Below are 14,250 nucleotides of genomic sequence, written 5' to 3'. Positions count from 1 at the left end.
TACAAATAATTCAGTCTATCAGTGGGAGATAGTAAATATCTCTCACTTCACTGTCTCATTTTTAAACTCATTTAGTCTTTCGCGTAATTCACCTTCAAGCACTAACGTTTGTTGCGTCTTTAAATCAACGCAAACAAATGTACTTAAAGCATCAGCGATAATCCTGTTATCCCCTTTACGTATAATTTTCTGAAAAAAAACACCACTTTTGTTACGTAATTCCTGCATGGATGAATGCACTTCCAATTCATCTCCTAGCACGGCTGGGTGCCGATAATTAATATTAATATTGGCTATAATAAAAGCAATCTTGTTATTATTTAACCACATTAATGTATCACTATCAGAAAGCAAATCCCAACGAGCGGCCTCCATAAACTCTAAATAACGCCCATTGTTTACATGTTGGAAAACATCAATATGATAACCTCTGACTTTGATAATTGTACTCATTATTCTTTTCCTTAAACTCATCTGACCAGAAAGTCGATTAACAATAGCAGAACATTTTGCTTACAATAATGTTTAATCAATGATTCTTGATCAGTATCACAGCCCTCTTGATAAAATTGTCAGCATATTCATCAAGAAGGCTTTCAATCAGTGGATTAATTTATCTCGATTTTTTTCTATAAACGCTGGGCCAATACCTTGTACTTCCTGTAGCTGTTCAATAGCTGTAAATGGACCATATTTTTCACGATACTCAATAATCGCCTGTGCTTTTTTGGCACCAACGCCACTAAGTTCTTTCGCTAATTGTTCAGCACTCGCTGTGTTGATATTTACTTTTTCTGAAAGTGTTTTTTCTTCCCTGTTATTTAATTCACTTTTTTCAGTCGTTATCTTATGAGTATCAGTTGGTTGAACCTGTGCTGTTTTATTTACGAGCTCTCCTGCTGCAACAGCATAAGATAATGGCATACTGATACCCAAAATAAGAACAAATGAATTAAATAGTCCCTTTAGATACTTCATAGAAATTCCTCCATGTTTTGTTGATGGATAAAGAGTGCCATAACAAAATTTCAACACAACAGGGAAGATCCAGATATGCGAAAGGCCACGAAAGTGGCCTTTTTCAATTACTATTTTGCAAGAGAAACTGCGAATAGCATCGCAATTTAATCTATTTGCCCTAATTTAATCTCAGCATTATCACGCAAATTATTGATCAGGGATTCAAACATAGTATTGCTAACCTGATACTGCTCCATCATCATTGCCTGTTTAATCTGCTCTTCTGAAATAGAGCCTGGAATGACTTTATCTAATTGAATCAGAACAGCATTACCAATTCCATCATATGCTACCCCATATACAGGCTTACCGTCTTTAGGGTGAGCTAGGGTGAATAATACATCAGTAACCGGACTGGTTTTACGTGCCATTACCGTTGGTTCACCAAACTGAATTCCTGCCGTTTTCAGTGCTTGATCGCCCTTGCCTGCTTTTAATGCTGTAAGCAGATTTTCACTATCAACCTGTAACTGTTTTTCAGCTTTCTGACGTTTCACCAACTCAGTCACCTCAGTTTTGGCTTCTTCAAATGGCAAAATAGATTCAGGTTTAACCTCATCAACGCGAACGATAAAGGCCCTGTCGCCATCAACAGATATCACGTCAGAATTGGTTCCTGAAGGGCTTTTATCATCAACCAAATTACCAAAGAAAATAGCCTGAACTACCTGACTGAAATTGATATCTGCCGGAACGTGCTCTCTATCAAACCAGTCTGTGGTTACTGCTTTAGAACCTGCCGCCTGCTCTGCCGCGGCTAAAGACTCATTATCATTGGTTGCTGCCTCACTCACTTTTCTCTGTAATGCGTAGAATGCATCAATTGCTTTTTCCTGCTTAACCGTTTTCTCTATGGCTGAACGCTCATCAGCAAGTGACTTCACTACCTGAGGCTTCACATCATCCAGACGGAAAATGGCATAGCCATTAGACAATTTTATAACAGCAGAAAGTTGCCCTTTTTCTGTTAAATGAGCTGATTTGATTTCGTCAGGTGAGGAGCTATCTTCCATCCAACCAAGATCCCCGCCTTGTTTAGCAGAATATTTATCTGTTGATTTTTCTTCTGCTAATTTGCTGAAATCAGCCCCTTTTTTCAATTCATCCAGAACCGATTTTGCGTCAGCTTCAGATGCCAGCTGGATAAGACTGTATTTCTTCCTTTCCGACTGCGTATATTTTGACAGGTTATTTTTATAGTACTTTTCAATATCAGCATCAGTCACGGTAACATTTTTAAGTTCATCCGCAGCATCCATCTTGATGTAGCTGATTTTGACTTTCTCAGGAACAGTGAAATGCTTGCTGTTCATATTGTAGTAATTTTTCAATTCTTGATCTGTCACAGACTGCTGTGCTTCGATTGATTTCAGTTCAAGAGTTGCCAGACGAGCTGTTCTTTCCTGTAGTGATAATTCAGCAAGCTGCTTAATTTCTGCTGGTAAAGCAATTTCCGTACTCATTAATATTGTACGCAACTGGCTGGAAATCAGATCCTGCCGAATCTGCTCCGCATAATTATCTGGATTCAGGCCAGCGTTTGTGAGCACCTGTAAATATTTTTCGTTATCAAATTTACCGTCAGTCTGGAAATAACGCTGCTTACGAATTTCTTCCTTTACCTGTTCGTCGCTAGCTGATAGCCCCAGCTTATTTGCATATTGTTCAAGCAAAACGGTATTGATAATACTGTCCAATGACTGGCGCTTCAAAGCTCTCACTTCCTGCTCATTACTTAGCAGGGCAGAGAATTGATCCCCCAGTCTTTCTTGTAATGACATTTTATCTTGTTGAAATACCTGCTCTAATTGAGCACGACTAATGGTTTGACCATTCACTTTGGCAGCATAATTACCGCCTTCACCTGACAGGTAGCCTGTTAAACCCGTCACCAAAAAGGTCAGGATAATTAGAGCCAACACGATTTTAAGCACTGGGCCATTCGCCGCTGTGCGTAGGTTGTCCATCATAAAGACGTAAAACTCCGCTTTAGTGAAAAAGAAACTGCCATATTACGCTAATTCGAACGCTAAGAGAAAAAAAGCGCATCAATCAAGTGACGCGCTTATATTTTAACCTATCGATTCCAGCCAACCAGTTCAATCTGCACTTTATTTCCAAATGGCAGCTTCGTTTGATGACATCTTGTATCCATAGGGTATAACTGTAATGGTAAATAAGGTGGCTATTTAACAATTACCCGTTAACAGCATCTTTTAAGCCTTTTCCGGAACGGAAAGCAGGTACTCTGGCTGCTGCGATTTTGATTTCTTTGCCTGTCTGAGGGTTACGTCCTATACGAGCAGCCCGCTCACGTACAGTAAATGTTCCAAACCCTACCAAAGCGACATCATCACCGCCTTTCAATGCTCCAGAAACTGAAGAAATGAATGCATCTACTACACGCCCGGCTGCTGCTTTAGAGATATTCACATCAGCAGCAATTTTGTCGATCAGTTGTGACTTATTCACGCTTATCATCCCCATTTAGTTTTACTATCGTAACAAATGCCTATTTATAACAGCTAACACGACAGTCTTGCCGTTATATCAATCAATTCCAGTATTAGCAAGAAATCATAGAACAGCAAAATATTTAATCAGATCTTTAGATTAAGCTAACTTAATGAGATAAAAAAAGGCTGGCAAGCCTGAATTAGCTTACCAACCTTATTTTCATACAGCGTCTTGATTCAGCTCACTATTTTTGTACTACTTTAGTGATACTACTTCTGCACCAAAAGCAGGTTCCTGCAAAGCAATAGTCAAAACATCTTCTATTCGCTTAACAGGGTGAATTTCCAAATCCTGAATCACGTTCTGAGGGATTTCTTCCAGATCGCGTTTATTCTCATCAGGAATGATAACCGTTTTAATTCCGCCACGATGAGCTGCCAGTAATTTTTCTTTCAAACCACCAATAGGCAGAACAAGCCCGCGCAGAGTAATTTCACCAGTCATCGCCACATTGGCATTAACCGGATTACCGGTCAGGCAGGAAACCAGCGCTGTACACATTGCGATACCTGCGCTCGGGCCATCTTTAGGTGTTGCTCCCTCAGGCACATGCACGTGAATATCGCGCTTTTCGTGGAAATCAGAACTGATGCCCAGCTTATCCGCACGAGCCCGGACTACTGTCAACGCTGCCTGAATGGATTCCTGCATGACTTCTCCCAGCGAACCGGTGTAAGTCAATTTACCTTTACCCGGAACACTGGCTGTTTCGACAGTCAGTAGATCGCCGCCAACTTCAGTCCATGCAAGCCCGGTTACCTGACCAACTCGATTTTCGGTGTCGGCACGACCATAATCTACTTTCTGAACACCCAAATAATTTTTCAGGTTATCAGCATTGATCTCGATATGCTTAAGCGCTTTATCCATCAACAACGCCTTAACTGCCTTACGGCACAGTTTGGAAATTTCACGTTCCAGACTGCGCACACCGGCTTCACGGGTGTAATAACGGATAATGCCAAGAATCGCACCATCATCGATGGTCAGTTCACCTTTTTTCAATGCATTGCGTTCAATCTGTTTAGGTAACAGATGGCGCTTGGCAATATTCAGTTTTTCGTCTTCGGTATAACCTGACAAACGAATCACTTCCATACGATCCAACAAAGGTGCTGGAATATTCATGGAATTGGATGTCGCCACAAACATCACATCAGACAGATCATAATCCACTTCAAGATAATGATCGTTAAATGTCACGTTCTGCTCAGGATCAAGCACTTCCAGCAAAGCCGAAGCTGGATCACCGCGCATGTCAGACGACATTTTGTCAATTTCATCTAACAGGAACAGTGGGTTTTTAACCCCGATCTTAGACATTTTCTGGATTAACTTACCCGGCATTGAGCCGATATAAGTACGGCGATGACCGCGTATTTCAGCTTCATCACGTACTCCACCCAGTGCCATACGGACGTATTTGCGGCCAGTTGCACGAGCAATAGAACGCCCCAGTGAGGTTTTACCCACACCCGGAGGCCCAACCAGACAAAGTATTGGCCCTTTAATTTTACTGACACGGCTTTGTACTGCCAGATATTCAAGGATACGTTCTTTAACTCGCTCAAGACCGTAGTGATCGATATCCAGTATTTCCTGAGCTTTCACCAAATCTTTTTTCACTTTGCTGCGTGCGTTCCACGGAACCTGCACTATCCAGTCAATGTAGCTGCGCACAACCGTCGCTTCCGCTGACATTGGGGACATCATTTTTAATTTTTGCAGCTCAGCTTCTGCTTTTTCCCGTGCCTCTTTAGGCATTTTGGCATTTTCGATCTTACGTTTCAGCGTCTCATATTCATCAGGTGCATCATCCATCTCACCTAATTCTTTCTGGATCGCCTTCATTTGCTCATTCAGATAGTATTCGCGCTGGCTTTTTTCCATCTGTTTTTTAACGCGATTACGAATACGTTTTTCTACCTGTAGCAGATCGATTTCTGATTCCATCATTGCAATCAGATATTCAATACGCTCAACAACATCAGACATTTCTAAAACAGCCTGTTTGTCATTGATTTTTAATGGCATATGAGCAGCAATGGTATCAGCCAATTTTGCAGCATCTTCAATACTGTGTAGTGAGGTCAGCACTTCCGGCGGGATTTTTTTATTCAGTTTGATATAGCCTTCAAACTGATTAATCGCGGTTCTTACCAGAACTTCCTGCTCGCGCTCATCAACGATCGGGGAGTCCTGATATTCAACCTGCGCATAAAAGTACTCACCGTTATCTGTCAGTGTAGTAATACGGGCGCGCTGCAAGCCTTCAACCAGAACCTTCACTGTGCCATCTGGTAATTTCAGCATCTGTAAAACAGAAGCCACTGTGCCTACGGAGAATAGATCATTGACTCCCGGTTCATCAGTGGATGCTTCTTTCTGCGCTACCAACATGACCTGTTTGTCATGATCCATTGCTGCTTCCAGACAATGAATCGACTTCTCTCGCCCAACAAACAGAGGGATCACCATATGTGGGTAAACCACTACATCACGCAAAGGCAATACAGGGATTTCTATGCGTTCGGAACGCTCAGGATTCATAGAGCTCTCTCTTCGTTTAGCTTTCGCCAGTTTTTAGGAATCTCGTGAAACACGGTTTTCACGAGTTTCACTTCAAAGAATATAAAATATATGGGGACAGGAATCCGACATTCAATAGCCTATGTCTGCAAAAAGCAAAATGAGGGAGAATCCCTCATTTTATTTTTTCAATGCGAATTGATGATCGGTACTTCTTACCCTATTTTCATCACTCACCAGAAACTTGAGCATCCGGTTTGCTATATATCAATAATGGTGCGGATTTATCTTCAACAACCGTCTCATCAACGACAACTTTTTCTACATGTTCCATTGATGGAAGATCGTACATTGTGTCTAATAAAACACCTTCCACAATTGAGCGAAGACCACGGGCACCTGTTTTGCGCATCATTGCTTTTTTAGCAATCGCTGTCAGAGCTTCTTTTCTGAACTCCAGTTCAACACCTTCCAGATTAAATAAAGCCTGATACTGTTTTGTCAACGCGTTTTTTGGCTCTTGCAGAATCTGGATTAAGGCTTCTTCATTAAGTTCACCCAACGTTGCCACAACCGGCAGACGACCAATGAACTCAGGAATTAGGCCGAATTTGATTAAATCTTCCGGCTCAACCTGAGCAAGCAATTCACCTTCAGTTGCTTTCTCTGATTCACCTTTAACTGTAGCACTAAAACCTATTCCTGAGCTGACATTCATACGCTGGCTGACAACCTTACTCAACCCGGCAAATGCGCCACCACAGATGAACAGAATTTTAGACGTATCAACCTGAAGGAACTCCTGCTGTGGATGCTTACGCCCCCCCTGAGGAGGAACAGCGGCTACTGTACCTTCAATCAGTTTCAACAGTGCCTGCTGAACACCTTCACCTGACACATCACGTGTTATTGAAGGATTATCAGATTTACGGGAGATTTTATCTATTTCATCAATATAAACGATACCACGCTGCGCTTTCTGTACATCATAATCACATTTTTGCAAAAGCTTTTGAATGATGTTTTCTACGTCTTCCCCGACATAACCGGCTTCGGTCAGGGTTGTAGCATCAGCCATGGTAAAAGGTACATCTAAATAACGGGCAAGTGTTTCTGCCAGCAAAGTTTTTCCGCTACCGGTTGGCCCGATGAGCAGAATATTACTTTTGCCTAATTCCACACCGTTATTAGTATCCCCATTGCGCAGACGCTTATAATGGTTATAAACGGCTACCGCCAGTACTTTTTTCGCCATTTCCTGACCGATGACATAATCATCCAGATGTTGGCGAATTTCATGAGGGGTAGGCAATGTACTACGCTCACGATGTGGTACTAACTCTTTAATTTCTTCGCGAATGATATCATTACATAAATCGACACATTCATCGCAGATATACACTGACGGGCCAGCTATTAATTTCCGGACTTCATGTTGGCTTTTCCCGCAGAAAGAGCAATACAGCAGCTTTCCTGAACCGTCTTTGCGCTTATCTGTCATCAGTCAACCTCACTTTATGAGCTGTTATCCCAGTCTATCTGGCATAACAGAAAAAACGCTGTCATTACTCCGTCCAATCAGATTGACTGTACGAAAATCAATCTTAAAATTATCGTATTGGAGTAATAAATTAATTATCAATAAATTAGTTTCGCTGGGTGAATATGCTATCAACCAATCCGTATTCTACGGCTTCACCGGCTGATAAGAAACGATCACGTTCTGTATCTTCGACTATCTTCTCAAGCGATTGCCCCGTATGTTTTGCCATCAATTCATTCATACGAGCTTTAACTTTGAGTATTTCCTGCGCATGGATTTCAATATCTGTTGCCTGCCCCTGAAATCCACCTAATGGCTGATGGATCATAACTCTGGAATTTGGCAAACAGAAACGTTTCCCTTTTGCACCAGCTGTTAACAGGAACGCTCCCATTGAGCAGGCTTGTCCCATACAAATAGTACTCACATCTGGCTTAATAAATTGCATGGTGTCATAAATAGACATACCAGCTGTGATAACCCCGCCCGGCGAGTTGATATATAAGTGAATGTCTTTTTCTGGGTTTTCTGCTTCCAGGAATAGCATTTGAGCGACAATTAAGTTCGCCATATGGTCTTCTACCTGACCAGTCAGAAAAATAATTCGATCTTTTAATAAGCGGGAATAAATATCAAAGGCACGTTCCCCACGTGCTGTCTGTTCAACCACCATCGGCACCAAAGACATGTTAGGTGCATTTTGATCTTGCTTGCCACTGTATGACATTTCCGTCTCCTAATAGAACTCACGCTGGTGCCATTCATAACTGATTCTACTTGAGATAAGCGATGATGACCATGATCCAAAGTTAACTAACAGAGGGCTTCCCTCTATAAAAAGTAGTAAGCCGTTACATAATAGTAAGAAAGGATATGAGGTTAAATCTGTTTTTTTCAAGAAAAATAAAAAAAACCCGCAAGCTTCGCCTGCGGGTTTACATTACTGAGAGAAAAATTGTTCATCTCAGGTAATCAATAAATGAAACTTATGCCATTTGGTTCTGATTCATCAGATCATTAAAGCCAGTTTCTTTTTCAGAAACTTTCGCTTTGCTCAGAACCAATTCAACAGCTTGCTCTTCCAGAGCAACGTTGCGGATGTTGTTCATCATTTCTTTGTTTTTGCTGTAGTATTCAACGACTTCTTTTGGATCTTCATAGGCAGAAGCCATTTCTTCGATCAGCGCGTTAACACGCTCATCATCAACTTTCAGCTCATTGCTGCTGATAACTTCACCTAACAGCAGACCAACAACAACACGGCGTTTTGCCTGCTCTTCGAACAGCTCACGAGGCAATTCCAGAGCTTGCGCTTCATTACCACCGAAACGCTGTGCCGCCTGACGACGCAATACATCAACTTCGCCATCAATAGCCGCAGCCGGAACGTCAATTTCGTTAGCCTTAACCAGACCATCCAGAACCTGAGTTTTAATGCGGTTACGTACTGCATTTTTCAGTTCACGTTCCATGTTTTTGCGAACTTCTGCACGCAGACCGTCAACTGTCGCTTCAGTAATACCAAAACGCTTGATGAACTCTTCAGTCAGTTCTGGCAGTTCACGCTGTTCAACTTTCTTCAGGTTAATTGCGAATTTCGCCGCTTTACCTTTCAGGTTTTCAGCATGGTAATCTTCAGGGAAAGTCACATCGATAGTGAATTCTTCACCCGCTTTGTGACCAACAACACCCTCTTCGAAACCTGGGATCATGCGGCCTTGGCCCATTGCTAGAACGAAGTCTGTTGCTTTACCGCCTTCGAACTCTTCCCCGTCCACAGAGCCATTGAAATCGACAGTTACGCGATCTTCTGCAGCTGCTGCTTCATCGGTTTCTTTCCAGTCAGCCTGTTGTTTACGCAGAGTTTCCAGCATTGTGTCAACGTCTGCATCTTTCACTTCAACAACAGGTTTCTCAACTTCGATTTCTTCCAGACCTTTCAGTTCGATTTCTGGGTATACTTCGAATTCAACTGCGTAAACGAAGTCTTCGCCATCTTTAAACTGCTCTGGTTTGTAGCTTGGTGCACCGGCTGGGTTAATTTTATTCTCAATGATCGCATTGATGAAATTACGCTGCATCAGATCACCCAGTACATCCTGCATGACAGAGGCGCCATAACGCTGCTGAACGATTTTCATAGGTACTTTACCTTTACGGAAACCGTCAATACGTACTTTTTTCGCTACATTAACCAACTCACTGTTAACTGCTTTTTCAATGTCGGCAGCAGGAACGGTGATTGATACACGACGCCCTAGGCCCTGAGTTGTTTCAACAGAAACTTGCATCTTGTTACCTCAAAAAAATCATAGTGCTCGGTCAACTTCAGAATGGTACAACGCCTGATACGGGCAAATTGCAGCACTCTTCAAGAACCTGGGTGGTCGCATTTAAAAACCGAGAATCCCTGTGATCAGAAGCGCCCCGAAACTATTGTAAAAATTTAGACGCAGCATTATAGCGATGCAGACAGGATGAGTCGAGAATTGCAGGCAAAAGCGTGCAATATTCGTTGACTTATGTGATAAGCATTGCTCAATAACCACATCATGCCATTGGTTATTCAATATGAATATCCCCATAGACTTCAAGATAGAGCGCGACGGCAAGAAAACTTCCTCAGTTACATAACAGCATTATGTCATCGGAAGAGCATGCATAATCAGCAACGCTATAACTTAAAACGACGGGTATAAACAAAAATACAGCCCGAAGGCTGTAGTTTAACGTGAAACCAAATTAATTAAAAAGTAAGTACAAGCTCTCTACTCTGTAAGATCATAAAGTCGTCGCCGTTCCTCCCCGACATGCTGGCGAGTTCAGAACAGTATCCTCCAATTCCATCCACTCTTTTTCTGTATAAGTATGAAGTGCCAGAGCATGCACTCCTCCAGCCATCTCATGAGCCAGAGTACTGTATACTGAGCGATGGCGGTTAAGCATCCTCTGATCAACAAATTCATTACTGATCACAATGATTTTAAAATGGCTTTCAGAACCTGCTGGTACATTATGACGATAACTTTCATCAATAACGGCCAGATGAGAAGGCTTAAATGCCGCCCGTAACTTTGTTTCTATTTCCTGACGAACCATCTCATTCTCCTTAGTCACCAAAGGTTATTAATCAACCATATATGATTTTAGTTTATTTCCCGCGATTTATAGGATTCAAACATCTAATTATCTTAAACCAAATGCATTTTGTTTATTTCCCTATATCTTTCAATTAGTAAGCATTAGGGATATGCCACTACCTATCGCAGTGTTATGATTGCAACGGTTTGTACTACCTGTATTACTATACCGGGTATCCGTATCCAGAATGAGACCATTTACATGCTAAAGAAAATACTTATTCCACTTACCGCACTTCTCTTTTTAGCCAACCTGACTGGCTGTGCAGACCCCAGCAATACACTCGCTATTCAGCCTAAAATTGCCCTGCCATCAGCAGACCCGACGATGAAAGCAATCACAATCAGTATTAGTGGGGTCGACCAGCGCCAATCTCAAGCCCTGGCCCAAGTCAACCGGGATGCAAAATTAGTCACGCTGCTACCTTCACGCGATTTACGCTTTTTACTGCAAGAAGCACTGGAAAAGCAAATGGTCGCTCGGGGCTATATGATTGGCTCTCCGGCTAATGCCAACTTGCAAGTTGTTGTCAATCAGCTTTATGCCAATGTTAAAGAAGGCAGTTTGCGTCACGATATTTCAGCAAAAGCAGAAATTTCAGTGATTGTTTATGCTCAGGATGGCAGTAAGCAAATCAAAAACTACCGCACCAGCTATAATGTTCAGGCTCCATTAAGTGCGACTAACGCGAAAATTGCTGATGCTGTTAATACCGTATTATCTGATGTTATCGCAGATATGGCTCAAGATTCGTCAATCAGCACCTTCATCAAACAAAACGTTCGCTAACAGAATATGAATATGCTTTCTGCCTGATTCTACTGGAGCAACTTTCAGTAGACTATAGGCAGAAAGTATTGGAGGGGCTTTTATGGCAAATCATGCTCTTAACTTATCAGCAATACGTAACTACCGCATTCTTCTTTTACTGGGTTTTGCATCCGGCCTTCCTCTCGCCCTTACAGCAGGAACATTACAGGCATGGATGACAGTGGAAGATGTTGATATCAAAACTATCGGCTTTTTCACTTTAGTGGGTCAGGCATATGTCTTTAAATTTCTCTGGGCACCAGCCATGGATCGCTATTCCCCTTCATTTCTGGGACGGCGACGTGGATGGATGCTTGTTACCCAGCTTTTCCTTATTATCAGTATAGCAGGGATGGGATTTCTGAATCCCTCACAACATTTATGGTGGTTAGCCGCATTAGCTGTTGCTGTCGCTTTCTTTTCTGCTTCTCAGGATATTATTTTCGACGCCTATAAAACTGACCTGCTTCAACAGGAAGAACGCGGTGCCGGAGCTGCGATTTCTGTATTGGGCTACAGGTTGGCAATGCTGGTTTCCGGTGGTTTGGCCCTATGGGTGACAACTTATATTGGCTGGAATTATATGTACTGGCTTATGGCCGGTCTGATGCTGATTGGTGTTTATGCCACTCTTACAGCTAAAGAACCCCAAATAGATAAAGCGCCCCCAAAGACGTTACATCAGGCTGTTGTAGAACCTTTATTTGATTTTTTTAGTCGAAATAATGCCTGGCTTATTCTTCTGCTAATCATTATGTATAAATTGGCGGATGCTTTCGCGCTCTCTCTCAGCACGCCTTTTCTTATCCGAGGAGTTGGTTTTAATCCGGCCGAAGTCGGTATGATCAATAAAACTCTCGGTCTGGCCGCTACCATTATAGGAGCACTATATGGTGGTTATTTAATGCAGAAGTGGAGTCTGTTCCGGGCACTGATGATCTTCGGGATCCTCCAAACCATTTCCAATTTCGGTTATTGGATACTTGCCGTCACCCCTAAAGATATTTATGTCATGGGGGGCGCTATATTTTTGGAGAATATCTGTGGTGGCATGGGCACAGCCGCGTTTGTTGCCTTACTCATGACACTGTGCAATAAGTCTTTTTCAGCGACACAATTTGCTCTTCTTTCAGCGTTAGCCGCGGTAGGACGAGTGTATGTCGGCCCGATTGCAGGCTGGTTTGCTGAGGCTCATGGCTGGCCAATGTTTTACCTGTTTTCCATTGTGATTGGGCTTCCGGGTCTGGCTCTCCTGCTGGTTTGTCGTAGTACACTGGCTTATACCCAAAAAACGGATAGTTTTATTCCCCGGACATTATTCAGTACCTATTATCGACTAGCCTTCCTGACGATGACTCTGGCCGCACTTATTTTTGCTGTCTGGCTGATTATAAATAGCCTGTTGTTTGTCATAACGCATATTGTCACTTTAGTGCTTTTCATCTCTCCAAAATATATCGAGCTTTTTAATAACATAAGTGACTTTATATATCCTATGTTGTCCTGGAGCGTTGTCATTGGTGTCATAGGATTACTGCTGGGAGGTATCCTGGACTATATCGCATTGAAAAAAAGTTAATTTGCTTAAAATTCCTACCATTACAACAAAAGGCTGATAAAGTTCAGTCTTTTGTTGCTCTTATTTAGTGATTATTATCACAATAATAGTAAAAAACTAAAATTATGTGACCCAAGAAACATCTTTTCTAGAAGGGGAACATTTATATTTGTACTAATAAATATTATTATTCTCACGTTCATATTTATTTTGTTTCGAACTATCCAAAATATCTTTATTTATCTAAACCATATAAAGGGAATTTATGAAAAGACATATTTTGACACTCACCGCAGTTGCTGCCGCTTTGGTTTCTGCTTCAGCCAGCGCGGAATACCAGTGGGGGTTTGCCAATGTCAGCATGAACTACCTTGACTGGAGCAAACACACAACACACAAAACCGGGCACTCTTCTCACAAAGATGACTTTGCCTATATGGAACTAGAAGGTGGAGCGGGCTTCAGCTGGGGAGAACTATATGGCTTCTTTGATTTAGAGAATCCATTTAACAGCAAGACTGCACAACCCGGTGATAACCTACGTTACGCTTTCAAAACAACAGGCCGTTATTATCTGGGAGAGACAGGTTTCAATCTTTACGGGCATGTTTACGGAACCTACTCGCTTCCCGGCAATGGCGGTAACTTCCATGAAGTCAATACACTCTATGGAGTAGGTTATAATACAACCTTCGCAGGTCTGTGGTTCAAACCGTTCATTGCTTTAAATTATACCGACAACACGTTCTACTCAGGAAACAACGGTTATATCGCAGGCTGGGTTGCCGGATACGATTTCAACCTGTGGGAACAAAAATTCAGCGTCACCAACTGGAATGAAATTGAATTAAACCGTAATAAGCGTTATGGCAACGGTGGCCGTGACGGAGTCAACGGCGCAGTAGGGTTATGGTGGAATCCGCATCCTTCTTTTACTGCCGGAATTCAATATCGTTATGCTGACAATAAATTAGGGGAAGATTTCCTTCAGGATGGTATTGTTTACAGTGTAAAATATAACTTCTGATAATTAGTTTAACTGGTGAACAGTCCAAAACTGTTCACCAAGATTAAAAGTTATAATTTATTTACTGAAATATTACCTGTTTAAAAACGTTACCTGTAATTTTCA

At 42.0% G+C, this 14,250-nt stretch carries 12 protein-coding genes; 3 read left to right on the top strand and 9 right to left on the bottom strand.

Annotated features, from left to right (window positions below):
* Nucleotides 1-42 precede the first annotated feature (42 nt).
* From AAC855_RS02145 to bolA, 9 genes are all read right to left on the bottom strand, one after another.
* On the bottom strand, nucleotides 43-453 hold the full coding sequence (locus AAC855_RS02145; RefSeq protein WP_340607993.1) for an acyl-CoA thioesterase: 411 nt from the start codon (nucleotides 451-453) through the stop codon (nucleotides 43-45).
* Nucleotides 454-600: 147 nt separating this feature from the next.
* Nucleotides 601-978, bottom strand: a complete 378-nt coding sequence (locus AAC855_RS02140; protein ID WP_340607992.1) for a ComEA family DNA-binding protein — start codon at nucleotides 976-978, stop codon at nucleotides 601-603.
* A 146-nt stretch (nucleotides 979-1,124) separates the two neighbouring features.
* Nucleotides 1,125-2,990, bottom strand: coding sequence for a peptidylprolyl isomerase (gene ppiD / locus AAC855_RS02135; RefSeq protein WP_340607991.1), 1,866 nt, complete (start codon nucleotides 2,988-2,990; stop codon nucleotides 1,125-1,127).
* Between the two features lie 226 nt (nucleotides 2,991-3,216).
* Nucleotides 3,217-3,492: a nucleoid-associated protein HU-beta gene (gene hupB, locus AAC855_RS02130; protein WP_340607990.1), complete on the bottom strand. Its 276-nt coding sequence runs from the start codon at nucleotides 3,490-3,492 to the stop codon at nucleotides 3,217-3,219.
* Nucleotides 3,493-3,732: 240 nt separating this feature from the next.
* Entirely contained in the window at nucleotides 3,733-6,087 is a 2,355-nt protein-coding gene (gene lon, locus AAC855_RS02125) for an endopeptidase La (protein WP_340607989.1), read from the bottom strand.
* Nucleotides 6,088-6,295: 208 nt separating this feature from the next.
* Nucleotides 6,296-7,567 (bottom strand): ATP-dependent protease ATP-binding subunit ClpX, encoded by a 1,272-nt coding sequence (clpX, locus tag AAC855_RS02120; protein ID WP_340607988.1) that lies wholly within the window; start codon nucleotides 7,565-7,567, stop codon nucleotides 6,296-6,298.
* Nucleotides 7,568-7,712: 145 nt separating this feature from the next.
* Nucleotides 7,713-8,336, bottom strand: a complete 624-nt coding sequence (gene clpP, locus AAC855_RS02115; RefSeq protein ID WP_340607987.1) for an ATP-dependent Clp endopeptidase proteolytic subunit ClpP — start codon at nucleotides 8,334-8,336, stop codon at nucleotides 7,713-7,715.
* Between the two features lie 259 nt (nucleotides 8,337-8,595).
* The gene (tig, locus tag AAC855_RS02110) at nucleotides 8,596-9,900 is read right to left on the bottom strand and encodes a trigger factor (protein WP_340607986.1); all 1,305 of its coding nucleotides are present in this window, start codon (nucleotides 9,898-9,900) and stop codon (nucleotides 8,596-8,598) included.
* A gap of 490 nt (nucleotides 9,901-10,390) precedes the next feature.
* A complete protein-coding gene (bolA, locus tag AAC855_RS02105; protein WP_340607985.1) occupies nucleotides 10,391-10,708 on the bottom strand; it encodes a transcriptional regulator BolA in 318 nt (105 codons plus the stop codon).
* Nucleotides 10,709-10,951: 243 nt separating this feature from the next.
* Between bolA and AAC855_RS02100 the strand changes: the two genes are divergently transcribed.
* From AAC855_RS02100 to AAC855_RS02090, 3 genes are all read left to right on the top strand, one after another.
* Entirely contained in the window at nucleotides 10,952-11,539 is a 588-nt protein-coding gene (locus AAC855_RS02100; protein WP_340607984.1) for a lipoprotein, read from the top strand.
* An 82-nt stretch (nucleotides 11,540-11,621) separates the two neighbouring features.
* Nucleotides 11,622-13,139 (top strand): muropeptide MFS transporter AmpG, encoded by a 1,518-nt coding sequence (gene ampG / locus AAC855_RS02095; RefSeq protein ID WP_340607983.1) that lies wholly within the window; start codon nucleotides 11,622-11,624, stop codon nucleotides 13,137-13,139.
* A gap of 244 nt (nucleotides 13,140-13,383) precedes the next feature.
* A complete protein-coding gene (locus AAC855_RS02090) occupies nucleotides 13,384-14,145 on the top strand; it encodes a nucleoside-specific channel-forming Tsx family protein (protein ID WP_340607982.1) in 762 nt (253 codons plus the stop codon).
* Nucleotides 14,146-14,250: the final 105 nt, after the last annotated feature.

It is taken from the genome of Xenorhabdus bharatensis, assembly GCF_037996705.1.
GTDB classification, from domain to species: domain Bacteria; phylum Pseudomonadota; class Gammaproteobacteria; order Enterobacterales; family Enterobacteriaceae; genus Xenorhabdus; species Xenorhabdus bharatensis.
This window is presented reverse-complemented; position numbering and strand designations above follow the sequence as displayed.